Genomic DNA, 23,962 nt, shown 5'->3' with positions numbered 1-23,962 from the left:
CTTCTATCTATGTTGAATATAAAGTTCGTTTTTTACATCCTTTACACGGAGATCTGCATTTTTCAATCTCGTAATCGCATCTCTGAGTAGTGTCATTCTCTCTACAGAAGTTAACTCTGGGGCAAATCTCGCCGCTCTTATACTGGCTTGTGCTTCGTCCAACGCAAAATTTCGCGCATAGGTTGCATCATCAAGATTATATAATTCGAAAGCTTTTCCGCTTTTAAACGCTTCATAATGTCCAATAATCTCATGGGCTATAGTAGCTCTACCCGAAACACGTGTATTCGCACTTAATGTGCCTATTCCAAGAGACTCTGCTGGTAAAACATCTGTATTGATATACAGTCTGTCATACATCATACCGGTATTCCAATGTTCTCGAAATACTATATTCTCTTCCGGAAAACCTAATCTTACAGAGTAACTAACCAATTCAGTTTTCTGAGCATCTGTTAGTTCTATTTCATTTCTTAAACCATCTGATGAAATTTGTCGATAATCCCCTGTCCCCGCCTCTTTTTCCTTCTCCAGATACTCGGAAAACTTAGAGGATTCTCTCGCCTTTTTACTCTCAGCAATGTTATCCAGAACTCGAAGGCGTTGATCTTTATGTCCATTAAAACTACCTGTTAACTGCCCTGTACCAGGCGGACGATTGAATGAATTAATCTTCGCGCCGCCTCCCGACGAAGTCAGAAGATTATGCGGCTTGATCATCGTGGAGGCATAACCCCCACCAACCATTAGACCTCCCAACCCAATCATATTCGCCCAGTGTTCACTGGACCAGGCATTGGTCGGAAAGGTGGCTTCCCGTATCGTCCCATGGATACCAAATGTGAGCCAGTTGGCAGCATCATTCGGGGAGTTGAATGCTTTATCCGCCCTGTCTACATACCCCTGAACAAGACCACTTGGAATACCAAATGTCCAATAATCCAGAAAACCACCTACACTATCATAACGCTTTTGATATCGATCATCCGCAGATTGCATAAAGGCTTGTCCCAATTCGACTAAACTATCAGCAGACTTCTGAAAAGCATGACGGGTGTCGGTTGCTGGTGCCCTGCATTCATCTGGCGGTGGTGGTGCGCAACTCGCATCATAGGATTGTACAGCTTGCTGATCAGCAAGTCTGAATTTCTCCGCATGCCCTTCAAGCTCCTTCGCAATGGATAAGGATAGTGAGACAAAGTCATCCATCACCCGCTGCGCAACTATAAAATCAACATAAAACCTTTCCTTCGTACTACCATCCCACTGTCTTTCGATTTCGAATAAATGTTGTTTCAAGATGTTATTCATCTGAAAAACCTGATTCTGAGCTGTTGTAAATTGTTTCGAGACAGATATCAACTGTTCAGGAGTTACTTTTATCGTTGTCATGTGAGACCTCGTTCTAAATATATTTCGTTGTTATACGAACATTTGTTGTTTAGAATGCTATAAGATTCATATGTACAGATGGGCTTTTATTATAAAGTGAACACAGATCATTTCGTAGAGACTGCCGGTTTATTTATCTAGTTCGTATTACCCCTAATTTGTCCCAGTTATAACAAAAACAGAGGTTCTAGTTCCAAAATAAAATCGTTTCCTTAGTGCCTACAAAAAAACACCCCGGCACAAGCGCCGAGATGTCGTGTTGTTCTACATTTGTATACTACCCATTCATACTAAACTGTTTGTTTATTCGTCCTTCTGAATCGAATCAGGGACCAGATAATCAGCAACGCGAGCACGGCAAGACAGATGCTAATGCTGAACCGATTACCTTCATCAAACACAAACATCACTGCAATTACACTAAGACATAGTACAACAACTCCGGTTATATAAGGGAATCCCCAAACTTTGAAGGTCGGTTGAACCGGATATCTCTTCCGCAGTTTCAACTGTGATGAGGCAATACAGATCCACACAAGGATTACGACAAACCCCGGAACTGCGAGCAATACGCGGAACAGTTGATCCTGCGCGAACAGGCCAAGCAAGGAACCTCCGAGCAAAACCACTGAGCACACCAGAAGTGTGTTAACAGGGCTACCATTGCGATTCGTCTTTGACAATGCCTTAGGAGCTTCCCCGCCCACTGCCATGGAGTGCATCATCCGGGATGCACCATAGATCCCTGAATTCGCAGCAGACAGAACGGCAGTCACCAAAATAAAGTTCATTATGTGTGCTGCTCCCGGCAGTCCCGTGGATGCAAGCACCTGAACAAATGGACTGCTCTCCGGCCCGATCTCATTCCATGGGATAAGACCACAGATGATGAGAATCGGCAAGGTGAAGAACAGAATAATTCTGAGCATGAAATTGCCCACGATTTTGGGCATAACCTTTTCTGCATTTTCCGTCTCCGTCAGGGTCAGACCAATCAGCTCCGATCCCCCATAGGAGAACATGACCACAAGCAGTGCCGAGAAGATCGATGACCATCCGTTCGGGAAGAATCCGCCTGCTTGCGTATAATTTTGCAGATATGGCGTGTTATCACTTGGGATAATGCCAAAGATCAATCCTGCACCCAGGAAGATAAAAATAATGATCATGGCAATTTTGATCCCGGCCAGCCAAAACTCAAATTCCCCGAACACACCTACACTTAACAGATTAACCAGTATAATGAACGCCGCACATGCCAGACTCAGCATCCACAGCGGTACTTCACTGAACCAATACTGCAAAAAGCTCCCGGCGGCAATTACCTCAATGACACACACCGATAACCATAAAAAGCAGTACATCCATCCCATAACAAAGGATACTCTGCTACCAAATGCCTCCTGCACGAAGTCTTTCATATTTTTGTTCTTGTACACCGTAGCCATCTCCGCCATCGCGGCCATAACAACCAGCAGCAATAATCCGGCAAAAATGTATGTGACAATAACGCCCGGACCCGCGAGTCCAATCGTCTCTGCACTGCCTTTGAAAATTCCCGTTCCAATGACACCACCCATTGCCATAAAACTGATGTGTCTTGGTTTAAGCTTCTTTTGTAGTGTTCCTTCTGTCTGAGCCAATTCAAGTCCTCCTGATGTAAAAAACGTCTGTAATGCTGTCTTGTTTCATAGACATAATGTCCAGTATACCCTATTGTCCATCAATCAGCCCAGAAGTTCCTTATGGCCAATTCATCCCAAACATATATGGACATAACCTATGTTTTATACCCCACAATCGCATGAAGCAATCTATGTACAATCCAGCTGATCAAACTGTACACTGCCCCATAGATGAACCAAGCGCCTATGTTACTACCCATTGTTGAAAGATTACTCGCGATATACAACAAAGGCAGCATAAAAGATATAATCAGCGCTCCCCAAAGTCTAAACCCTTTGGCAAAATAACTGCATATTCCAAGCACCGCTGCAATGATGGGACATAACACCAAGACAGCAAACAGCGGATTCATATCATCGAACCACCAATATATCATGCACGACTCCCTCCACATTCTTCGTCACAAGGCCACTTTGCTTTAATGCTGTATTATTTAGTTTATTCTACTCTTTTTCCATCTCTTAAAATGTACGATATGTTGCAAAATAAAAAAACCAGCGTCCTGTAAAAAAACAGAATACTGGTTTCTCATGTAAATCCATTTAAATTGTTCTCGTCATAAACGTGCTGTTCGGGTCCAATACATAATCCGCGAATGGTTCGCAATATTCAAATCCGAAGTCTTCGTACATCTTCCTTGCCGGGATAAATGAATCCATTGAACCCGTCTCCAGACTGATTCGCTTATAACCACGGTCTGTGGCAACCTCCATAATATGCGCCAAAATTTTTCTCGCTACGCCTTTTCTCAGATGAGCCGAAGCGGTACGCATCGACTTCAACTCTGCATGCTCTGGATCAAGTTCTTTGATAGCCCCGCAGCCGAGCAAGTCGTCCCCTTCCCAAGCACACCAGAAAGTAATTTCGGGCTCCTTGAGTCCGTCCAGATTCAACGCATGAATACTTTCTGGAGGCGAATCTGCTGCCATCCCTTGCAAGTGCTCCGCAATTAAAGCCTTAACTTGGACTCCACTCAAATCATCCACTTTGATCTCCATAACGTACCACTCCCGCCGACATTTTTATTGGTTTTATCACTGAATGTATATCAATCATTTTATCTTACTACCGTGTTAGGTTTTATGACAAGAGGTTACTTATATCCACTGAAATACGCTATTGTGATTCACCTATAATTTCCAGTATGATGAGGCTATCATATGCCAAAGGGGCGAGGTCTATTGCGAAATATACATAGAGTTAAACGTGGAACTAAGGTGAAGCAAGCTTAACTTAACTTAATTTAAAGGAGAACCCTATGACACTCACTACGGATAACCTGTTTTATAGCAAACGATTAAAGATGACGCCACCACGCTCTGAAGACGTGCAGACCATGCTGCAATGGAACGAAGACCCGGAGTACCTTCGGAATGTGGATACTGACCTGGCCATTCCCTATTCAGAGAAACAGTTGGAAGATGAGGGCGAAACGAAAAACAAGGAAGTGTACTTCAGACTGCGCACGCATGAAGAGGATATGCTGATTGGTTTTGTCGTCATTCACAGCATTGAATGGAACAACCGATGTGGACAGCTTGCCATTGGCATCGGACTTGCCAAACATCGTAACAAGGGATATGGCACGGAAGCGTTGAATCTTATTTTACGATATGCGTTCCATGAGATGAACCTGGACCGGGTTGGCCTTGATGTCATCGCCTACAATGCCAAAGCAATCCGTTCCTATGAAAAGGTTGGTTTTCAGTTGGAAGGTCGTGCACGCTCAGCTGTATATCGTGATGGTAAGCGTTATGACCGCTTGATGATGGGAATCCTAAGACCAGAATGGGAAACACACAATCAGATCCATACGGAGGGTGAACAAGTATGACCAAGAATGCAGAAGTTACTGCGTTTATTGAACAGATTCAGATCCCCTGGCAAGTAGAAATCGCTGAACAATTGCGCCAGTTAGTGCATGATACCATCCCTGACGTACAAGAACGCGTACAATACAAGAAACCTCATTTTTTGAAAAACGGAAAGTACGCTGCGGTCATCTCGCCTTCCAAACAAGCCATGTCTTTCACCATCTTCAATGCAACCGGACTCGATCTACCCGATGGGATATTTGAAGGCCCAGAAGAGCGCAAAACGATCAAACTCAAGGAAAAAGATACGCCGGACTATGAATGGTTGGCTGATTTGTTAAAGCAGGCATCTGCGGAATTGTAGACGGGTGTAGTGAAGAGGCACATACGCCGAAGTAGTAACTTAGGTAGTAATGTGCGAAACGTATGGTGTGGGCCGTAATGTGCGGGTGGTATGTATGGGGTGAGTTTAGGGTTAGGTTTAGGTTTGTGGCAAGCGCTAACGAATCGGACATACCTTATATCGCAGTTTTAAAAACATATGAAATTCTAACGAATCTCAGCATTCTTATTACAGAAACCCCTTCGATTTTCTTCGAAAAACCATGACAATTGGAGAAATAGAGTGGCTATGATTCGTTAGAATTCTATACTGCTGCAAATTCACCCAATAAGACGTGCTAGGTTCGTTAGACTGTGTGAGTACGACAAGCGGCCTCTGCACGTAGAAAAAACAACCCATTCTCACTCTGGCGGCTAAATAAATAGCATAAACGACTGGCTGTAGCAAAAATATCTCACATCCATCCTGCGCAGGGCAAAGGGGCATCCCATGAAGTTCCAAGAACTTCGGGATGCCCCTTGGTTATAGTCTGTCTACTACTGTCATTCCAACCTTAAAAGCGGTGTAATATCATAATAAGATGACTGCTTATAATTGCTTATAATGTTATATACTAGCTTCCACCATCAAGATTGCTGGTACGATACGGCGGTCATCTGACATGGCTCACATATGAACATGTAATACATACCCTCACCATATTTCTCAACCTCGCCCCAGTCCAGTTGTGCGACAGCCTTCATTCTCGTGGAACAGCGTGGACATGTTGGGTACTCCGCATCTTGAACCCATCCCGGATGGCCGCCGACCTGAGATAACGATGGCTCCATCGCCCACTCACTGGCATGGAATGCATGACGCGATGCATTCGCAATCCGAAACTGCTGGCCAACATCCGGTGCAAGTTTACCATAGTCGTCCAGGTCAATCTCGTCCATTCCCATAGGCATGACATTATGTGAACTCCATAACGGTTCCCCTGCCGCGTCCATCTCCATGTAAACCACACCGTAACTGCTGCATATCACGCAAGTCCGTATCTGAAGTTGCTGAGCATGCCAAGAAACGTCATTCAATGCTGGATGCTTAACATCCAGACTAATTAAGGTGGTTAACGCATTGCCACACCATGGACAGCAATTGGTGCTAGGGTTCAGCATCGATAGTGAACTTCCGGTTAACTCCACGTTAGGTCCTTCATTCTCTTTTACTTTATAGAGTGAATAACTTGGGGTGATGAATAATTCCCTGCGCTGCCCGTCTTTTGTAAGCTCCCAACCAGCTTCAGTGGTGTAATGCTCAGGTGCCACGTATAATTCGTTCGCCCAAGATGGAGGAGATTGTCTCCACTGCCGGAACTGCCGCACGACAACATCATCTCCGATATGGGCCAGCATGAGCAATATGTGGTTCCGATTCTCATCATCGGTATTCACCTGCTGTAAGAGATGATCACGAACCTCACCCGAGGCACTTTTATACAAAATGGCAGGATAATAGATCTCTTGTTCCAGCACCTCAGGAATTTCGGCAGTCAACGATATATCATGGTAGCAGAACAGATATACCAGAATGTCTTTGCCCGTATCTTCATCACCTGTACAAATCCGTTGCATCGCGTAATCCTTCATCTGATCTTGTTGCTCTACAGACAAAGATAGATATACCTGTTCCTCGGATTGTTCATAGGGCGTATAACGAATTAGTGGATCGCGAACCTGAGGTTTGTGCATGATTTTCAAAATTTCGACTGGGTCTGTAATACCTGCATACAAGTTCACGTCACGTCGATTCGCTTCAATGTATCTCTGACGCTCCTCGCGTTCCATCTCCTGCTTGCAAGGCATACAATAACCACCCGTTTTCAACGCTGTTGCTGGTAAAATGGTATTTGCACACCCTTCCCGTATACACGGAATTCGTTCTGTCATCCCTCCACCCCCTCTACTATCTGCTCGCTTCATCATGCCATGACAAACACGCCACAACGTGACGTGCTTGTCCCTTACTCCATATTTAAATACCTGCGTGTACCATAAAGGAAAATACGAATCAGTGATGTCCCAACTGGTCCTTGGTAAATTCGTAAAAGGCAAGCGCATCTTCACTGCTGGCAAAGCCTGCCTGAGCCATCTTTTCACTACCTCCACCTTTGCCTTGATAGGCTCCAAGATTACCTTTGAAGAAAGGTCCACAAGCCCATTCAGGCGGCTGTCCGTTCTGTGCAAGAACCACTTTGGCCTCTGAGATGCTGGCGAACAGAACAAGGCCTTCATGGTCTGCCGTCAGCTTGGTAGCAAGACTCTGCATATCCTTGAGCGATTTGTCTTCAAAGACCTGAGCAATTACCAGCCCTTGCCGAGCGGCCAGAAGTTCCTCCGCATAATAGGCATCATTGGTTGTTTTCACTGCATTCAGCTCAGTTTGCAACTGCTTTTGCTCCAGTTCCATTTTCTCAATACGCTCCAACAATTCGTCCTTGCTGGTCTTTAATTTAACCATGATGCTATTGAGCACGTTTTGTGTGGATGTGAATTCATTCAGGGCCCTTGTTCCACATTTGAAATAAATGCGGGTACCGCCCTTCACTTTTTCAGTTTTCAACAGTTTGATGATCCCAATCTCACCTGTCGCCGACACATGCGTTCCACCGCAGGCGTTATACTCCACACCCTCGATCTCGACGATGCGAATGTCTTCCGTTACCGTAGGTTGCTTCACCAATGGTAACTGTGCAGCCTCTTCTGCTGTAACCCAAGACGTGTTGATGCGAGCGTTACGATAGATCTGACGATTCACTTCTTGTTCAATGGCGGTTAATTGATTCGCTCCCAGTTCAGCCGTAGCCACATCAATCGTGTCATACTCCGTACCGAGATGGAAACTGAGGGTCATCGCTTCAGTCAGCTTTAGAGTGATTGCCGATAACAAATGCTGACCCGTATGCTGCTGCATATGATCGAATCTGCGCTCCCAGTCAATCTCACAATGTACCTCAGTCTCTTCAGGGGTGCGTTCCAGCTTATGCCATACTTCGCCATCTTCAATGTTCACATCCAGAACAGCGATGCCACCAATTTGTCCCAGATCACAAGGTTGTCCGCCCCCATGCGGGTAAAAAGCAGTCTCCGCCAGCGTGACATATACGCCGTCTTCCTTGTCTACTCTGCCTGTAATCGTTGTATGCCACTCTCTTGTATAAGCAGAGTCATAATAGATTTTTTGCGTCATTGAATCATCCCGATCCCTTCTCGTTCAAATGGGTTTTCATAATCTCCAGATTACACTATCTGGAACCCTCAAGCCAATTTATGGCATAGAGTATCCCCTTTCTCTATCCAAAAGATTACTCTGTGAGCGAAAATAGCTATTAATCGAGAAAGGAACGTTTGCAGGAAGATGCTTCTGGTAAAGGCTTATCATTCTATGATGTTTTTAAGATAAACTTTCAAACTGTCTTGTTCGACTTTAATAAAAAAAAGAAGAGTGAATAATCACTCTACTTTTTGAAAACCATTTTAACAAACAACTTTTCATTAAATCTTGTAGCTAATAGATCGCTATCGGCCCGTAAGGACCATCAATAATTTCAATTTTCGTTTCAAAAATATCTGTTAAAATTTCGGGGTCCATCACTTCATCTACGGTTCCAAAAGCGGCGATTTGACCATCTTTCATGGCACATATTCGATCCGAATATTTGGCGGCAAAATTGATATCATGCATAACCGTCAGAATGGTTCTTCCAAATTCATTAGCGGCATATCTCAAATGCTCCATCATCCGAACAGAACGCGCAACATCCAGATTGTTCAAAGGCTCGTCCAAAAGTACATATTCCGTCTCCTGACACAACACCATAGCTACATAGGCTCTTTGCCTTTGGCCACCAGAAAGCTCATCTAGATATCTATTTTCCAGAGCAGTTAAGTCTAGAAAATCAATATATTTAGAAATAATAGCTTCATCCTCATCCGTTAATCTTCCCTTAGAATAAGGAAAACGTCCGAATCCGGCAAGTTGTCTAACGGTAAGCCTTGTGACAAAATGATTTTCTTGTCGTAAAACCGTTATAATCTTGGCCAGATCCCTTGATTTGGATGTGGAAACATCCATATTGGCAACCTTGATCTGACCTTCGTCCAAATCCAAAAGTCTTCCGATCATCAGAAGTGTCGTCGATTTCCCCGCACCGTTGGGTCCAATTAAAGAAGTAAGACCGGCTTTGGGTATATGAATATTCAAAGGGCCTATCTCTACCTCGGCTGCATAGGTTTTTTTGACATTATTGATCTGTATCATAAAGAACCCTTCCTTAAAATCACAATTAAAAATGTTAGTCCGCCAACCAATTCTATAATAATGGAAACAACACCTTGGGCATTGAAAACATGATTCATAACAAAGTATGCACCGGTTAAGATCACAAACCCTATCGCCAGTGCCATTGGGAAAACATATCTGTGATCATAGGTTTGCGCGGCCTGATAACTCAAAATCGCAACTAAAAATCCATAGAATGTAAGTGGTCCAACCAAAGCCGTCGAAATGGCCATCAATATGGAAACCAGGACCAGCGTATAAATCACACTACTTTGATGTTTAGTTCCCAAGGAAGTCGAGACATCCTTACCCAGCGATAACACATTTAACCTCTTTGCATTAGCAAGTAGCAGGATCGCTGCAATGATGACGATAGGAATCGCAATCGGGAAATAGGCAGAATCCGCATTATTCACGGAAGCAAACATTCTTGCCTGCAAAATATCAAACTCGGACGGTGCAAGAAGTCTTCTCATAAATGAAGATACGGATCTCAGCCCGGTCCCAATGATAATACCGACTAGAAGCAGAAGTTGTAAATTTCCGTATTTTCCGGAAAGCAGCCATCCATAAAGGATTAAACACATGATGACCATTGCAGCAACTTGATATAAAAAGGAATCAACACCGCTAAAATTCACAAATACCGTAGCACCAAGGAAAAATATAGTACTCGTATGAATGGTTGAATAAATAGCATCAAAACCTAAAAGGGACGGAGTTATAATTCTGTTATTCGTAATCGATTGAAAAGCAACCGTAGATAAACTTTGGCAAATTGCAGCGATCAGCATTGAAATCAGAGCAACTACTCTTCTTGTAACAACGGGTATAAAAGAAGGAGAAGACACCGGGACTGGATTGTTATAAATCAGTAGCCCAACTGATGCAAAAACGCCCAGAATAATTAATGTTATCAGCAGAATCCAATAACGCTTTTCTTCTTTCTTGGTACGGAAGGCTCTAGCTGATCTTTTTTTAGGACGACGGCTAGAATCGATTTCGATATTTAGTGGATTTCTACTTGCTAAGTCGCTCATCTTACCCTCCTTGTTGACCGCCTTTGTCTTAACAAAATGACAATGAATACGACGGCTCCCACTGTTCCAAGGATCATCGAGACAGGTATTTCAAAAGGCATAATAATGACACGAGACAGGATATCACACACAATGATGCTGCCCATCCCTAATAAGCACACCCATGGCAAATTGCTCCTGAGATCGTCACCCCTAAACATGGAGACAATATTGGGGACAATTAACCCTAGAAAAGGCAAGTTCCCAATGACCGCTGCAACGATTCCAACGGCTAGTGAAATAAGCGCAGTACCCAAAAGAATGATCCTGTCATAATTTACGCCAAGACTGGTAGCGACATCTTCCCCTAGTCCGGCTAGTGTCAGCCGATCAGCAAAAACAAATATAAGAATAGTCACCAATACAATAAGCCATAAATATTCATACCTGCCAATTTGCACAGATGAGAAGGAGCCTGCAAACCAGCTTTCGATATTTTGAGTCATTTGGAACACAAGCCCAACGAAAGTTGAAAATGCAGAAATGACAGCTCCAAGCATCATCCCAATAATCGGGACAACTAAAGACGAACGGAGTTTAACTTTCTTCAGAAACATAAAAAAAATCATCGTTCCTATAAAAGAAAAAATGATTGCACCAGTCATTCTTAGCGTTAAGCTCGGAGCAGGAAAGACCAGATAAATAAACATGATCCCCAGTCCTGACCATTCCATTGTTCCTGTTGTCGTAGGTTCCACCAAGCGATTCTGTGTAATAAGCTGCATGACCAGTCCTGCCATTGCCATGGCGGCACCGGTAAGCATTAATGCAACAGTTCTTGGGACACGAGTAATGAAGAACATCTCCATTCCATCCGCTTGTCCTCGTATGTCATAGACTCCAATAAGCAGTGATGTAATGCCTAAAATAATAGTGGCTATAATCGCAATGATAAAAGGTATGGTCCATAGCTTTTTGGGATTATGACGCTGGGGTTGAGAATTCTCAACCCCAGCTAATTTTGGTATTAAATTTTTCTGCACTGCAGCATACTCCTTTTTACTGTTTAGCTAAAGCTTTCGTAAGGTTGTTAATCAACTCCAAGAAAGTTTGGATGGATTCATTGGTGTACGTATCGTTTGGAGCATAAACGATTTGTTTTTGAGTAATAGCAGTGGTGTTTTTCAGAGCAGGTGAGTTATCAATAACGTCTTGAGCCGGAACGGCACCTTCTTCAGCAGATACAGCTGCATCCCGATCCAGTACGAAAATCCAATCCGGATTACTTTGAGCAATCGCTTCAACAGAAATATCATCACCTTGATGATCAGAAGAAGATTTGTCCACTTCTAGTGCCGGAACCCAGCCGAAAATATCATACAATGGTCCCCACACACGTCCAGTAAGAGGAGCCGAGAAACCGATGTTTCCACCAGAAACGACAACACTCATAATTTTACCTTCACCGTTATAAGCGGCCTTAGCTTCTTCAATAGCTTTATCAAAATCAGCAATCAGTTGGGCAGCTTCTTCTTGCTTCTCAAAAACTTTTCCCAAATTGGTTGTTGCATCTTTAAGTCCATTAACAAAGTTTTCTCCAGGTGATGCTGTTTCTTCAAGCTCAATATTAAGGTCGATCACTGCTGCATTAGGTACTAATTTTTTGATGTCTTCATAGTAGCTAGCAAACCGTTGACCAACAATGACAAGGTCAGGCTGTATTGATGCCAATAGTTCAAGGTTTGGTTCGCGGTGATTCCCAATATTTTGTACCGATTCATCCGCCACATATGGTGAATCCGCAGGCATTACATCCTTCGGCGCTGCTGCCAATTTGACGCCCCAAGTGGACAGAGTCTCAAATGTTCTGTTATCCAGAGCAACGACCTTCGTTGGATTTACAGGCACAGTTACCGTTCCATGAGCATCCGTAATTTCAACTGTTGTGGCTGTAGCTGTAGTAACAGCATCGGAAGTTGCAGCCTCTGTATTAGCAGTATCCGTCGAAGCAGGTTCATTACTTGAACAAGCTGCCAACACCAAAGTTAAAGCTGCAACCATGATAAACATTAATTTTGAATAAATAGACTTTCTCATTTAATTTATATCCCCCTAGATTTAGAAAATTTGGATTCCAACGCAGCGTACTGTGTTGGATAAACTCAGTATCATATACCTCCTCAGACGTAAATTTTAGAGAAAAACTTAACCCCTTTTCACTGTAGTGCTGAGCAACAAAACAACAAATGATAGTGATTATCAATATCAATAGGTTATATTATAACAAGTTAGAAGGCATTTTCAACAACCTAATTGTTTTAATTCATGGCGAAATTATGAACCAAATATTCCATTGTATGTATTTATATGCATAAAAATCGACATTTCAATACAAAAAAAGAAGCATCACTGTGTGATACTTCTTTTGCGGTAAGAACACTTTATATTTTTATATTTCTCATCGAAATGATCTGATTTTTCACCAACATTCTTATTTCATCGACTCAGATAATTCTGTGAAAATAACACCCAGCGCATACGCACCAGCATCCGGGTAGCCCAGACTACGATCACCGACGGCACCTGCACGTCCCATACGTGCCACGATGTCTTCGGTTTTCTTCGCACCTTCAACGGCTGCTGCTGCACCTTTGGCAAATGTTGTTTTGAAGTCATCGCCAGACTCCGCACTTTGAGTCCAGGAATCGGCACACGGAACGAGTGCATCGATCAAGGTTTTATCACCTACAACGGCGCCACGTCCGAAGGAACGTTCTCCTGTAGACTGAATCCCTTGTACGGCTGCATGGATCATCTCAGCAAATTCAGCAACGTTTAATTGCTGTTTATCCCCTACAGCTTTGCCAGCTGCACGGAATGCTGAACCCCAGATCGGGCCAGATGCGCCACCACAATATTCCATGATGACCAAGGAACATGCATCGAGGAATGATCCAATGTCTTTTTTATCTTCGTTAATGATGTGATTCCATTCGCGTTTCAACTGGCGGAAGCCTTTTGCCACACTCATACCGAAATCGCCATCACCGGCATGGGAATCCAATTCACAGAATGGTACTTCATTCTTGATGATGATCTCACCCATTTTATCGATCAGATAGACGACATTGTCCAGTGAAAATTGATTGCCTTTGATGACCGCAGCTGATGCATCCGTCTCCACTTCGTAAGATACAGGAGCGTCTTCACCCACAACAGCTTCCAGCGCTTCGGAATACGCCACTTGTGCTGCTGGAGGGCCGGATACTTTAAATGCAGGTGTATCACTTTCCTTGAACAACAGCGTTTTTAGTTCATCATCCAGTTTCAGGATCGTAACCGACGCACCCGCCATATCGATACTTGTCATGTAGTTGCCTACAAACGTAGTAGCGACCTTCAGACCTGCATGTCCAGCAAGCTCACGCTGAACGGAATTGTTGAGCAGGTATAGTTCTTGCAGTGGCGTTGCACCAAAACCATTCACCAGCACCGCAATCTCAGCGGATGCATCCTTATCCAGCTTCATATCTGCGAGCAATGCTTCGACCATACGTCCTGCCAACTCATCCGCTGATACCAATTTCTCACGGCGAATCCCTGGCTCACCATGTATCCCTACGCCGAATTCCATCTCATCTTCAGCAATTTCGAATGTAGGCGTGCCTTTGGCTGGCACGGTACAGGATGTGAATCCAAAACCAATACTGCGCACGCTCTGAGCTGCTTTCTCAGCAACGGATTTCACATCTGCCAGACTGCGGCCTTCTTCGGCTGCTGCTCCGGCGATCTTGTGAACCAGTACAGTTCCGGCAACGCCGCGACGCCCAACGGTATACAAACTGTCTTGTACAGCGATGTCATCCTCAACACGTACATACTGTACGTTGATGCCATCTTCTTCAGCCAGATGTGCTGCATTCTTGAAATTCATCATGTCGCCGCTGTAGTTCTTGATGATCAGGAGTGTCCCCTTGTTGCTGGCTGTTGCCTTGATCGCTTGATACACCTGGATTTGGGAAGGAGATGCGAATACATCTCCACACACCGCTGCATCCAGCATGCCTTTACCGACATAACCAGCGTGAGCCGGTTCATGTCCGCTGCCTCCGCCACTGATCAGGCTGACTTTATCGGCCTGAATCTCTCTGCGCTTGATGACTTTATATTTTTTCAGAAATTCAAGCTCCGGGTGTGCAAGCGCAATCCCGTTGCACATTTCCATAACAACATGTTCGGCCTGGTTAATAATTTTCTTCATTATTTTACCTCCCGGCGAGCTGATTTGTACTCACGGCCCATGCGGTCAGCCGCTGCAATGGCAGCAGCTACTTCAGGAACGGTGATTGGGAACGGCATGGCGTGAATGGATTCTTCCGGAATACAAGCGATCTCTGCCACTTTCAACAGTTCTTCCTGACTAATCGTATCTACACCGATATCCGCCAAGCTGATCGGCAGTCCCACTTCGAGACAGAAGTCCATGACTTCATGCAGCTCTTCAGTTGGTGCATTTTCAAGGACGAGCTGTGCGATTGTACCGAAGGATACTTTTTCACCATGGAAGAAATGATGTGTGCCTTCCAGAACAGTCAAACCGTTGTGAATTGCATGTGCTGCGGCCAGTCCGCCACTTTCGAATCCAAGACCAGATAACAGAATGTTGGTCTCAACGATATTTTCCAGCGCTTGTGTCACAACGTTGCTGTCACTCGCTACTTTTGCTTTTGCACCATCAGTCAGCAGCATTTCATAACACAATTTTGCCAGTGCAAGCGCCGCATTGGTACCCACAGCAGAAGGTGTATATCCTTCGCGGGAACCCATTGGCAGACTTGCGTTTACACGGGAATAAGATTTCGCTGTTGCTCTTGCTTCGAAGTATGTAGAGAGCGCATCTCCCATACCGGATACGAGGAAACGGGTTGGTGCATTAGCAATTACCGTTGTATCAACGAGTACCACACTTGGGCTTTGTTTGAAGTAAGCATAGTCATCAAAAGAACCATCCGGTGTGTACAATACAGCGGAGTGACTTGTCGGTGCGTCTGTTGCCGCAATCGTTGGGCAGATGATCAGTGCTTCGCCTTCAGCTACACATTTAGCCGCATCAATGGCTTTACCACCACCAAGACCGATGGTAGAGTCACATCCTTTTTCCTTCGCGATCGCTTGCAGACGAGCAACTTCCTCACGGGAACATTCCCCTTTAAAACCGCTTTCAACAAACGTAATATTAAATTTCTCGGCTGTTGCATCCAGCTTAGCTTTGACACGCTGTACATCATCGGGATGTGCAATCAGCAAAGCAGATTCTCCGAAGGATTTAACAAAGTACCCCAGGTTCAACAACTCGTCTTCGCCTTGTACATATTTAGTTGGGCTGATAAATGCTTTTCTCATAATATTATATGCCTCCTAAGGATATGAAATAGTGTAGTGATTACATCAAATTTTAATTTCTTACAATTGACCTTAATATAACGCATGAGCAACAGGTTTGCAGTGGACTTTGATAACAAATTATTATAATTTACAATCGTATTTTTTTGCTTTTTGGCACAATCATGGTATCTTATTGTCATGAGATGGTTGAATTTTGACCTCCCATTATACATTACCCGTCATCATTACATCTTAATATGTACAACTTGCTAACTTTTAACGGCCTAAATTATGAATCTGGTTAGCCTATGGAGGTTGCACCAATGATCAAAGAATATCTGCATATCAATAAAATTCTGGACCTTAATAAATGGAAGCGTCTACAAGATTCTCTCGCAACAGTAACCAAACTGGCGATCCTCACCGTTGATTATAAAGGCATTCCCGTAACCAGTCACAGTAGCTGTCAGGCTTTCTGCCAGAATGTCCGTAAAGACCCGGAGCTTCTCCCCTACTGTCAAAAATGTGATTCACGCGGTGGTCTGGAAGCGGTCCGATTGAATGAACCTTATGTGTATTTATGCCATTTCAATATTATAGATATCGCGATTCCGATCACGATTGATGGCAAATATATCGGCGCCGTCATGGCAGGACAAGTAAAACTCGCCGATCCTGAAAAGGGTAGCGACTTGGAGCAAATTGTCACGTCCAAAAACGTACCCATGCATGCAGCCAAGCTGGAGGAATTAAAGGATGATTACGCCCAGCTACCTGTGATGACCTATGAAGAGATTGTGAAAATCTCTAACATGTTATCCCTGCTCTGCAACTACATTGTGGAAGAAGCGCTAAGCAAAAATCTGTTAGTTGAAATGTTCGAAAAAGCTTCAGGCAGTCAGGAGACTCTAAACCTCTCCACCATTCTGCCGGGTTACTCCATTCGTAATATCGAGTCGATCAAAAAAGAGATGACCAATGCGATAGCGGATGCTTATCTGAAGAACAGCCCAAGTGACACGGAAAGCTCCAGCCCGGTGCTTCAGCCTGCTTTTGAATACATTCACAGTCACAAGAGTGAACAAGTTTCACTCAAACAAATGGCCGATCTATGCCACCTGAGTCCGAGTTATTTCAGCAGACTATTTGCCAAGGAAACGGGTGAGAACTTTACTACCTACCTGGCTAAACTCAAAATTAAGTGGGCCAAACAATTGCTGGAGGTCACCGACATGCCTGTCTCACAGATCAGTGATGAGCTGGGATTTAATGAATCGGGATATTTTATCAAAATATTCAAAAAGTTCGAGGAAATTACGCCTGCTCTCTATCGCAAATACCTCCAGGAGAAAATATAGATTCACTGATACTTTTTTCGTATCAAAGATGAGGTTAAAAGATATTTCACCTATTAATCTGCCATTGTTACAATGGAGTCCAGATGACTTAGGGAGGCGACATGAATGGAATATCGCAAATTAGGAAACAGTGGATTAACCGTCAGTGAGATTTCACTCGGCAACTGGATTACGCATGGAGCTCAAGTCGAGGATGGAATAGCAGAAGCTTGTGTGCGAACCGCATTGGATGCAGGTATTACCACATTTGATACCGCAGATGTGTACTCCAATACCAAGGCAGAATCTGTGTTAGGACAGGCTCTTAAGGATGTACGAAGAGAAAGTATTGAACTATGCACCAAAGTCTGTCACCCAACCGGCACAGGTCATAATGACCGCGGACTTTCACGTAAACACATCATGGAAGCCTGCAATGGTTCATTACGGCGGTTACAGACGGATTATATCGATGTCTATTACGCTCACCGTTATGATTACAACACTCCGCTGGAAGAGACGTTTCTGGCATTCTCCGATTTGGTGCGTCAGGGCAAAGTCCATTACATTGGCGTAAGTGAATGGAACGCGGATCAGATTGCACGAGGAGCCGCTTTGGCGAAGGAACTTCATATACCCTTCATTGCAAGTCAGCCCCAATATTCGATGTTGTGGCGTGTGATTGAGCAAGAAGTGGTACCTGCAAGCGACCAAGCAGGACTTGGACAGATTACATGGTCTCCTCTGGCTCAGGGTATACTATCAGGCAAATATGCGCCTAACGAAGCATTGCCCACCGGATCACGTGCAACTGCTGAGGCAGGAGCACCCTTTTTCAATAAACTGGCTGGTCAGTGGCTACGTGAAGATGTTCTTACCGCTGTGCAACAGCTTGTTCCACTCGCTAAAGAGATTGGTCTAACTCTCCCCCAACTCGCTGTGGCGTGGGTTCTACAACATTCGTATGTCAGTTCCGTTATTATCGGTGCATCCCGGCCGGAGCAGGTACTTGAAAATGTAAAAGCTTCTGGTGTGAAACTGGACTCTGCGATCATGTCTCGTATTGATGAAATACTGAATCCGTGGATTGAGCGTGATCCAGCCAAGACGGGTTAAACACATTCATCAACAATGCCCATAAAGCGGGACACTACTTCCTGATTCATATCCGTCCGCCATGCCGTATACAACGGTACGGAGGGCGGATTTTCTTGTAATGGGAGAAAGACTACACCCTTACGCTGGAACACATCCACCGAGGACGGAACAATGGAAATGCCCATGCCAGCCGCAACGAGATTCACAATCGTATACATTTGGATCGCTTCCTGCGTAATTCGAGGATCTACGCCATGCTCCCTGCAATAATCCAGAACGAGACGATGGAACGGAGAACCCAGATGCCGTGGGAATAAAATAAAATCTTCGTCCGCCAGTTCTCGAATTGAAACTTGAGTCTGAGAAGCCATCGGGTGATGATCTGGCAATACGGCAATCAACGTTTCCATCTGGCAGGGGCGGAACGAAACATGACGAGTATCTTCCTCATATCGCAAAAATCCAATATGGATCTGTCCGTCTTCCAGTGCCTGCAATTGTTGGGATGAAGTCATCTCACGCAGCGTCAATTCAATCTGAGGATACGCAGCGCGAAATTTCCTAAGAACATCCACCATAATGCTCCCCGAAGCCGAATCCACAAAGGCTATGGTTATATGCCCGATGATGCCCTGATCTGCTTTTTGCGTAAGCTGAATGGATCGTTCGAGCTGGGCCATAATTAGCCTGGCCTGTTCCAGAAATACCGCACCTGCCGGGGTGAGACGAACCATTTTTCTGGTGCGCTCCAACAACTTCACGCCAAGCTCATCCTCTAAATTCTGAATCTGCTGGCTCAGCGGTGGTTGCGTCATATTTAATTTTTCCGCTGCACGGTGAAAATGAAGTTCTTCTGCCACCGTGATAAAGTATCTTAACTTCCGAATATCCATAAGCCGATTGCGCATCCTTCCGTCTACCTTGTTAATTCATCTGTTCCTGAACCCAGATTGCCGACTCAGCCAGCATCGTCATCAATTCATTAAAGTCCACAGCAATCTCCCGCAGAGGAGTTTCCCCTGCATCGTGGATCAACATCAGCACCTTGCCTGAATTTTGATCCAGTATAGCCATACTTCCTTCACCAAATCCACCAATCGGGAAAGGCTGGAGGTCAGCTGGCAGCTCGTATTCTTTCTCATATTCACGGTATACTTCCAAAAAATCCGGATAAGCCCAGCTCAGTTCTTTCACCGAATACAAGGCAGGGTCGCCGAAGTTACATGCACCGAACTCAAGTAAAAGTGCGCGATACGCTGCGGGCAGTTTTACATTATGCTTTTGCTCAAAATCCTCAATGCTCTGTTGTTTCTCAGGAGTACACCCATCTCCCATTGTTGTATCGTAGGCCTTCACCAAAAGATCACGAATCGGTTCCAATTCTATCGACGTCACTTGAACTCCCCCTTAAGGTACTTTTCTCCACTGATCAGCCGTTGTGAATTCAATAGTTCTCCTTGAAGCGCAACACCTTACCCAAAAAAGAGTCGAACATTAAAATTAACTTTTTATCTCACCTGTTTACGCAACTCTTCATCCAGCCATTCCAGTGCTGCACGCAGCTTGTCCTGAGGAACTTTCTCATAACGATCACCCGTAGACAATTCAAAGGCACAGCTGTTCCCACTTGTTTTGTTCAGATATGAAGTCAATCCTATGCCATACTGTTGAGCCATTTGCACAAGAATTGGTTCAACTTCGGCAGCAGCGAGCGCAAAGTGCACATGAAACATATTGGATACCGGTACCTCGGGTAAGGTATGTATCCCGTGACACGCATTCAGTAGGGAGGCGAGTTCTTGAGCCTGCTCGTAATACAACTCCATTTTGCCAATCCGTTCATTGTAATAATACTGAGAACTCAGAATATACGGATACAGGCCGATCAGATCTCCACCGTGCCGACGTTTCCATACTTTCGATTCTTGCATCACATCCGGATCACCCGCCAATATAGCCCCCGCAATACCTCCAATGCCTTTATAAAAGGATACATACACCGTATCAAACAAACTGCAAATCTCCGCAGGTGTTTTCTGATAATAGGGAGTAATCTCAAACAGGCGTGCCCCGTCCAGATGCAGCTTAATCCCGCGTTCACGGCAATAGGCCGAGATCGCTTCCAGTTCTTCATACGCCGGTAATTGCCCACCAATCTCGCGTTGCGGAAGTTCCAACAGCAGACAGGCAATGTCCTGATCAAGCGCTTGTACATCTTCCAAACGAATCAAACGATCCTTGTCCGCAAGTAAAATTGATTCAATCTGATGCAACTCTTTCAGTCCGTCTTCCTCATGGATTTCAAGATGACACAGAGGGTGGTAAGCTACTCGTTTTACATCTTTGCGGTCACACCAGATCCGTAATGCAATCTGCTGCGCCATCGTTCCACTTGGAAAAAATACCGCCGATTCCTTGCCAAGAACGTCAGCCATCTGTTGCTGAAATTCTTCAATGAGTGGGCCGTTCCCGTAGTGGTCACTGAACAACTCCCCATCGATCTGGTCCAGTACGTTCTGAAGTACCTTCACTTGGCGACTGCCATGACCACCTACAATAAAGTCTGCCTGATTAAATGCATCACCCAACGTTAACGCAGTTTCTTTCAAGATCACTCACTCCTTTATAGTGCATGTTCATAAACGGACTTTTGAACAACCTCTTATAGGTCTGGTTCTGTAATAATCTCAACCAAAGCGCTGAGTGCACTAGATATATGTTCACCACGGGAATACACAAATCCTACTTCCAACCGACAATAGGGATCAGGCAAAGACATCACCGCGATCTCACCTCTTAATTCTGCTTTGGTAACCGAAGAACGTGGCAGCAATGATACGCCGAGCCCGGCAGATACACCATTCAGAATCGTGTCCAGTGTTCCATATTCCATGATGTTAAGCGTGTGGATACCCTGATCGTTCAAAAAGGATTCCGCCTGAGTGCGATGAGTGCATCCGATCTCAAAAAACAACATCGGCCTGGACAATAACGTGTACATCTCATGTACTCCAGGTTCAGCGATCAACACCAATTCCTCGTCATACATCTTCATATAATTCAGCTCAGGATGATCAATCGGCCCATATATTAAGGCTCCATGCAATTCATGTTGGATAACCTTCTGGTTCAGTTCATGGGTCCCACCCGTGACAAGCGAATGCTGTACTTCCGGGTAGCATGAAGTATATTCAGCCAAGAGCGGCGTCAGAAAAGTAGAAGTTGCTGTCTCTATGGCACCCAGACGAAGCATGCCAGCTGGTGGGTTACCCACTTGCGTGGCATGCTCTGCTTCATATAATAATTCTAATATTCTATCCGCATACCCAAGCAGATTCTCGCCTGCTGGTGTAAGCGACATCCCCCGATTGGAACGATGAAATAGCGGTACTTGCAGTTGGTTCTCCAACTGTTTAATCCGTGCTGTTACATTGGACTGCACATAATTAAGTGAGAGCGCAGCTTTACTGATACTACCTTCGCGGGCAACCGCCTGAAATATTTTCAAATCACCTGCATCCATACCCTGATCACCTGCTCGTCGTTATATCGGCATTCTGCATCATCCGATTCATGCAAAGTGCTTATCTATTATTTTTAATGATACTGACAATCATTTTTGTTCATTTTACGTGAATCTGCTCCGTCTGTACAATGAGGCTCAGTAGTGAAGTCTGGCTACATAGACAGGAGGAATATTGAACATGAAAGCTATTGTCCATTCGGCCCAGAGCGGCCTTGCAGGTCTTCAATATACAGAGTCAATCTCTCGGGCACCAGAAGCCGGGGAAGTGCAGATTCAATTAAAATCCGCTGGTATCAATCATCGGGATCTATTCATCATGGCAGGACGCGGCCCTCAGGACATCCCACTCGTTCCCGGTTCCGATGGAGCAGGTATTGTCGTAGCGATTGGCGAAAGCGTAAGAGGGTTCGCGATAGGAGATGAAGTCATTATCCATCCTACACTCGGTTGGGAACATGCATCTGAAGTGCCGACCGTACCCGATATTGTTGGTGGCCCTACGGATGGAACACTCGCGCAATATATAACGTTGCCTGCTGAAAATGCCCTGCCTAAGCCAGCCCACCTATCCTGGGAGGAAGCAGGTGTGCTGTCCCTTTCAGCGCTGACGGCCTATCGCGCCTTATTTACTCGCGGTGTATTGAAGAAAGGTGAACATGTGCTCATTCCCGGTATTGGCGGTGGTGTTGCAACCTATGCCCTGCTCATGGCGGTTGCGGCTGGTGCCAAGGTGACCGTCACATCCAGAAGTGAAGCCAAAAGAAATGAGGCACTGCGCTTGGGTGCTACCCATGCATTGGATAGTCATGCCGATTGGAGTACGCAGAACGATCTGGAACCTGTGGACATCATCTTGGATAGCATCGGACAAGCCATGTTCCCCAAATATTTTGATATAATCAGACCAGGTGGAAGTATCGTGATGTATGGTGCAAGCTCGGGGGATGATCTGACCCTACCGATTCGCTCTATCTTCTTCCCGCAGATCAGTCTGATCGGCACCTCTATGGGCAGCCGTGAGGAGTTTATCCAGATGCTGCAATTCGTGGAGCAACATGACATACATCCTGTAATTGATGGCGTATATCCGTTACAGGACGCAGCGAAAGCGTTCGAACGTATGGAAAAAGGCGAGCAATTTGGTAATCTGGCTATCCTTATGGAGTGATATCTATTTTGAGATGGGCCTTCATGAATTGTTGAAAATTGATTTAGATAATGGGGTGAATCCATCTGACCCGTCTCGCTAAACGTATACTAATTGTCCTTATTGCTATTATCATTGTGGCCCAAATTCCTATGTTAAAAGAAACCTTAGCCCGAGGAGTTACTACGTTATATGTGAAGATAAAGTATCCCGAACATTCCTTTCAATTCCAAGACTTCATCTACGAGTCTCATTTCGGAAACTATATCATTTCTTATACTGATCAAGACGAACAACGCATTAGTCTGATGCTTGAGCCCAATTTTTTTCCGGCGCTCATTACGTATGATCCATTGAATCAACCCATGAAATGACTAATTTGTTCACACTATGAATCATTCAGGAGGTATCGATATGGACAATAGATTACATTGGGTAGAATTGGTTCGCAAACTGATGGACTCTGAAGGAACGGAAGCCGAGTTGGATGACATGTTGACGGAGCTACAGCAGCAGGTACCACATGCGGAGATCAGTAATCTGATTTTCTGGGATGATCGAGACCTGACGCCTGAACAGATTGTGGAAGAAGCCTTGGCTTCCCGTCCAATCATTCTTCCACCCCAATCTTAATATTCTTCAGGAGATGAACGATAGGATATGTCTGACATGTCTGATATGAATCATAATAACAACAATGAACACCCTGATTTTAACGAAATCAGTGGTGAAGAAAACATATTGGTCAGAGGAGCGGCCTTTGCTATTCTTGTTGCACATCAACAAGTTAATGGTGCAGCATCCGCGTTAGAATCGCTTCAATCCGATCCTGATTTTGGCTCTTCTGCAATACGGGTACTGCATTCGAAACAACGAAGTAATAATCAATAAA

The 23,962-nt window shown here is 44.7% G+C and carries 23 protein-coding genes; 7 read left to right on the top strand and 16 right to left on the bottom strand.

The window, feature by feature from the left end; all coding sequences use genetic code 11:
* Nucleotides 1–3 precede the first annotated feature (3 nt).
* From MKY01_RS04915 to MKY01_RS04900, 4 genes are all read right to left on the bottom strand, one after another.
* Entirely contained in the window at nt 4–1,392 is a 1,389-nt protein-coding gene (locus MKY01_RS04915) for a WXG100 family type VII secretion target (protein WP_127550455.1), read from the bottom strand.
* 290 nt (nt 1,393–1,682) lie between these two features.
* Entirely contained in the window at nt 1,683–3,035 is a 1,353-nt protein-coding gene (locus MKY01_RS04910) for an amino acid permease (RefSeq protein WP_339285642.1), read from the bottom strand.
* Nucleotides 3,036–3,172: 137 nt separating this feature from the next.
* Entirely contained in the window at nt 3,173–3,454 is a 282-nt protein-coding gene (locus tag MKY01_RS04905; protein WP_339285640.1) for a hypothetical protein, read from the bottom strand.
* A gap of 166 nt (nt 3,455–3,620) precedes the next feature.
* Nucleotides 3,621–4,076 carry a GNAT family N-acetyltransferase gene (locus MKY01_RS04900; protein WP_101314624.1) on the bottom strand — a complete coding sequence of 152 codons (456 nt, stop codon included), beginning with the start codon at nt 4,074–4,076 and terminating at the stop codon, nt 3,621–3,623.
* Nucleotides 4,077–4,336: 260 nt separating this feature from the next.
* Between MKY01_RS04900 and MKY01_RS04895 the strand changes: the two genes are divergently transcribed.
* Nucleotides 4,337–4,912, top strand: coding sequence for a GNAT family protein (locus MKY01_RS04895; protein WP_339285639.1), 576 nt, complete (start codon nt 4,337–4,339; stop codon nt 4,910–4,912).
* Nucleotides 4,909–5,256 carry a DUF1801 domain-containing protein gene (locus MKY01_RS04890; protein WP_047841734.1) on the top strand — a complete coding sequence of 116 codons (348 nt, stop codon included), beginning with the start codon at nt 4,909–4,911 and terminating at the stop codon, nt 5,254–5,256. The genes MKY01_RS04895 and MKY01_RS04890 overlap by 4 nt, the downstream gene beginning before the upstream one ends.
* Before the next feature lie 605 nt (nt 5,257–5,861).
* Here the strand turns inward: MKY01_RS04890 and MKY01_RS04885 are convergent.
* The 8 genes from MKY01_RS04885 to MKY01_RS04850 all read right to left on the bottom strand — a co-directional run bounded on the left by MKY01_RS04885 (nt 5,862) and on the right by MKY01_RS04850 (nt 15,980).
* Nucleotides 5,862–7,166: a DUF1963 domain-containing protein gene (locus MKY01_RS04885; protein WP_339285638.1), complete on the bottom strand. Its 1,305-nt coding sequence runs from the start codon at nt 7,164–7,166 to the stop codon at nt 5,862–5,864.
* Nucleotides 7,167–7,287: 121 nt separating this feature from the next.
* Nucleotides 7,288–8,466 (bottom strand): alanyl-tRNA editing protein, encoded by a 1,179-nt coding sequence (locus tag MKY01_RS04880; protein ID WP_282319332.1) that lies wholly within the window; start codon nt 8,464–8,466, stop codon nt 7,288–7,290.
* A 318-nt stretch (nt 8,467–8,784) separates the two neighbouring features.
* A complete protein-coding gene (locus MKY01_RS04875) occupies nt 8,785–9,537 on the bottom strand; it encodes an ATP-binding cassette domain-containing protein (RefSeq protein ID WP_101314621.1) in 753 nt (250 codons plus the stop codon).
* The gene (locus MKY01_RS04870; protein ID WP_127550469.1) at nt 9,534–10,598 is read right to left on the bottom strand and encodes an iron chelate uptake ABC transporter family permease subunit; all 1,065 of its coding nucleotides are present in this window, start codon (nt 10,596–10,598) and stop codon (nt 9,534–9,536) included. Before MKY01_RS04870 ends, MKY01_RS04875 begins: the two co-directional genes overlap by 4 nt.
* On the bottom strand, nt 10,595–11,620 hold the full coding sequence (locus MKY01_RS04865; protein ID WP_076213211.1) for an iron chelate uptake ABC transporter family permease subunit: 1,026 nt from the start codon (nt 11,618–11,620) through the stop codon (nt 10,595–10,597). Before MKY01_RS04865 ends, MKY01_RS04870 begins: the two co-directional genes overlap by 4 nt.
* Before the next feature lie 16 nt (nt 11,621–11,636).
* Complete coding sequence (locus tag MKY01_RS04860) at nt 11,637–12,674, bottom strand: siderophore ABC transporter substrate-binding protein (protein ID WP_339285636.1); 1,038 nt, start codon at nt 12,672–12,674, stop codon at nt 11,637–11,639.
* Between the two features lie 394 nt (nt 12,675–13,068).
* Nucleotides 13,069–14,838 (bottom strand): dihydroxyacetone kinase subunit DhaK, encoded by a 1,770-nt coding sequence (gene dhaK, locus MKY01_RS04855; protein WP_339285634.1) that lies wholly within the window; start codon nt 14,836–14,838, stop codon nt 13,069–13,071.
* Complete coding sequence (locus MKY01_RS04850; protein ID WP_036606179.1) at nt 14,838–15,980, bottom strand: glycerol dehydrogenase; 1,143 nt, start codon at nt 15,978–15,980, stop codon at nt 14,838–14,840. Before MKY01_RS04850 ends, dhaK begins: the two co-directional genes overlap by 1 nt.
* A gap of 305 nt (nt 15,981–16,285) precedes the next feature.
* Here MKY01_RS04850 and MKY01_RS04845 point away from each other — a divergent pair, with 305 nt between their 5' ends.
* Complete coding sequence (locus MKY01_RS04845; protein WP_339285632.1) at nt 16,286–17,320, top strand: PocR ligand-binding domain-containing protein; 1,035 nt, start codon at nt 16,286–16,288, stop codon at nt 17,318–17,320.
* A 105-nt stretch (nt 17,321–17,425) separates the two neighbouring features.
* A complete protein-coding gene (locus tag MKY01_RS04840; RefSeq protein ID WP_339285630.1) occupies nt 17,426–18,415 on the top strand; it encodes an aldo/keto reductase family protein in 990 nt (329 codons plus the stop codon).
* Here the strand turns inward: MKY01_RS04840 and MKY01_RS04835 are convergent.
* The 4 genes from MKY01_RS04835 to MKY01_RS04820 form a co-directional block, all read right to left on the bottom strand.
* Nucleotides 18,412–19,305, bottom strand: a complete 894-nt coding sequence (locus MKY01_RS04835; protein ID WP_339285629.1) for a LysR family transcriptional regulator — start codon at nt 19,303–19,305, stop codon at nt 18,412–18,414. The genes MKY01_RS04840 and MKY01_RS04835 overlap by 4 nt on opposite strands.
* A 16-nt stretch (nt 19,306–19,321) precedes the next feature.
* Nucleotides 19,322–19,792 carry an SMI1/KNR4 family protein gene (locus MKY01_RS04830; protein WP_127550479.1) on the bottom strand — a complete coding sequence of 157 codons (471 nt, stop codon included), beginning with the start codon at nt 19,790–19,792 and terminating at the stop codon, nt 19,322–19,324.
* A 113-nt stretch (nt 19,793–19,905) separates the two neighbouring features.
* Entirely contained in the window at nt 19,906–21,006 is a 1,101-nt protein-coding gene (locus MKY01_RS04825; protein WP_339285627.1) for a beta-eliminating lyase-related protein, read from the bottom strand.
* A 53-nt stretch (nt 21,007–21,059) separates the two neighbouring features.
* Nucleotides 21,060–21,920, bottom strand: coding sequence for a LysR family transcriptional regulator (locus MKY01_RS04820; protein WP_339285625.1), 861 nt, complete (start codon nt 21,918–21,920; stop codon nt 21,060–21,062).
* 181 nt (nt 21,921–22,101) lie between these two features.
* On the opposite strand from MKY01_RS04820, the gene MKY01_RS04815 reads away from it, so the two are divergent.
* From MKY01_RS04815 to MKY01_RS04805, 3 genes are all read left to right on the top strand, one after another.
* Nucleotides 22,102–23,091: an NAD(P)-dependent alcohol dehydrogenase gene (locus MKY01_RS04815; protein ID WP_339285623.1), complete on the top strand. Its 990-nt coding sequence runs from the start codon at nt 22,102–22,104 to the stop codon at nt 23,089–23,091.
* A gap of 393 nt (nt 23,092–23,484) precedes the next feature.
* Nucleotides 23,485–23,703, top strand: coding sequence for a hypothetical protein (locus MKY01_RS04810; protein WP_339285620.1), 219 nt, complete (start codon nt 23,485–23,487; stop codon nt 23,701–23,703).
* A gap of 36 nt (nt 23,704–23,739) precedes the next feature.
* Complete coding sequence (locus tag MKY01_RS04805; protein WP_339285619.1) at nt 23,740–23,961, top strand: hypothetical protein; 222 nt, start codon at nt 23,740–23,742, stop codon at nt 23,959–23,961.
* The last annotated feature ends 1 nt before the right edge of the window (nt 23,962 follow it).

It is taken from the genome of Paenibacillus sp. FSL R5-0486 (assembly GCF_037975155.1).
GTDB lineage: Bacteria > Bacillota > Bacilli > Paenibacillales > Paenibacillaceae > Paenibacillus > Paenibacillus amylolyticus.
The sequence above is the reverse complement of the archived record's forward strand: the minus strand, read 5'-3'. Positions and strand labels throughout refer to the sequence as shown.

Coding starts and splice junctions, on each gene's coding strand:
- MKY01_RS04915 (WP_127550455.1), bottom strand. CDS start 1,392: ATGACAACGATAAAAGTAACTCCTGAACAGTTGATATCTGTCTCGAAA.
- MKY01_RS04905 (WP_339285640.1), bottom strand. CDS start 3,454: ATGATATATTGGTGGTTCGATGATATGAATCCGCTGTTTGCTGTCTTG.
- MKY01_RS04900 (WP_101314624.1), bottom strand. CDS start 4,076: ATGGAGATCAAAGTGGATGATTTGAGTGGAGTCCAAGTTAAGGCTTTA.
- MKY01_RS04895 (WP_339285639.1), top strand. CDS start 4,337: ATGACACTCACTACGGATAACCTGTTTTATAGCAAACGATTAAAGATG.
- MKY01_RS04890 (WP_047841734.1), top strand. CDS start 4,909: ATGACCAAGAATGCAGAAGTTACTGCGTTTATTGAACAGATTCAGATC.
- MKY01_RS04885 (WP_339285638.1), bottom strand. CDS start 7,166: ATGACAGAACGAATTCCGTGTATACGGGAAGGGTGTGCAAATACCATT.
- MKY01_RS04880 (WP_282319332.1), bottom strand. CDS start 8,466: ATGACGCAAAAAATCTATTATGACTCTGCTTATACAAGAGAGTGGCAT.
- MKY01_RS04875 (WP_101314621.1), bottom strand. CDS start 9,537: ATGATACAGATCAATAATGTCAAAAAAACCTATGCAGCCGAGGTAGAG.
- MKY01_RS04870 (WP_127550469.1), bottom strand. CDS start 10,598: ATGAGCGACTTAGCAAGTAGAAATCCACTAAATATCGAAATCGATTCT.
- MKY01_RS04860 (WP_339285636.1), bottom strand. CDS start 12,674: ATGAGAAAGTCTATTTATTCAAAATTAATGTTTATCATGGTTGCAGCT.
- dhaK (WP_339285634.1), bottom strand. CDS start 14,838: ATGAAGAAAATTATTAACCAGGCCGAACATGTTGTTATGGAAATGTGC.
- MKY01_RS04850 (WP_036606179.1), bottom strand. CDS start 15,980: ATGAGAAAAGCATTTATCAGCCCAACTAAATATGTACAAGGCGAAGAC.
- MKY01_RS04845 (WP_339285632.1), top strand. CDS start 16,286: ATGATCAAAGAATATCTGCATATCAATAAAATTCTGGACCTTAATAAA.
- MKY01_RS04840 (WP_339285630.1), top strand. CDS start 17,426: ATGGAATATCGCAAATTAGGAAACAGTGGATTAACCGTCAGTGAGATT.
- MKY01_RS04835 (WP_339285629.1), bottom strand. CDS start 19,305: ATGCGCAATCGGCTTATGGATATTCGGAAGTTAAGATACTTTATCACG.
- MKY01_RS04820 (WP_339285625.1), bottom strand. CDS start 21,920: ATGGATGCAGGTGATTTGAAAATATTTCAGGCGGTTGCCCGCGAAGGT.
- MKY01_RS04815 (WP_339285623.1), top strand. CDS start 22,102: ATGAAAGCTATTGTCCATTCGGCCCAGAGCGGCCTTGCAGGTCTTCAA.
- MKY01_RS04810 (WP_339285620.1), top strand. CDS start 23,485: ATGGACAATAGATTACATTGGGTAGAATTGGTTCGCAAACTGATGGAC.
- MKY01_RS04805 (WP_339285619.1), top strand. CDS start 23,740: ATGTCTGATATGAATCATAATAACAACAATGAACACCCTGATTTTAAC.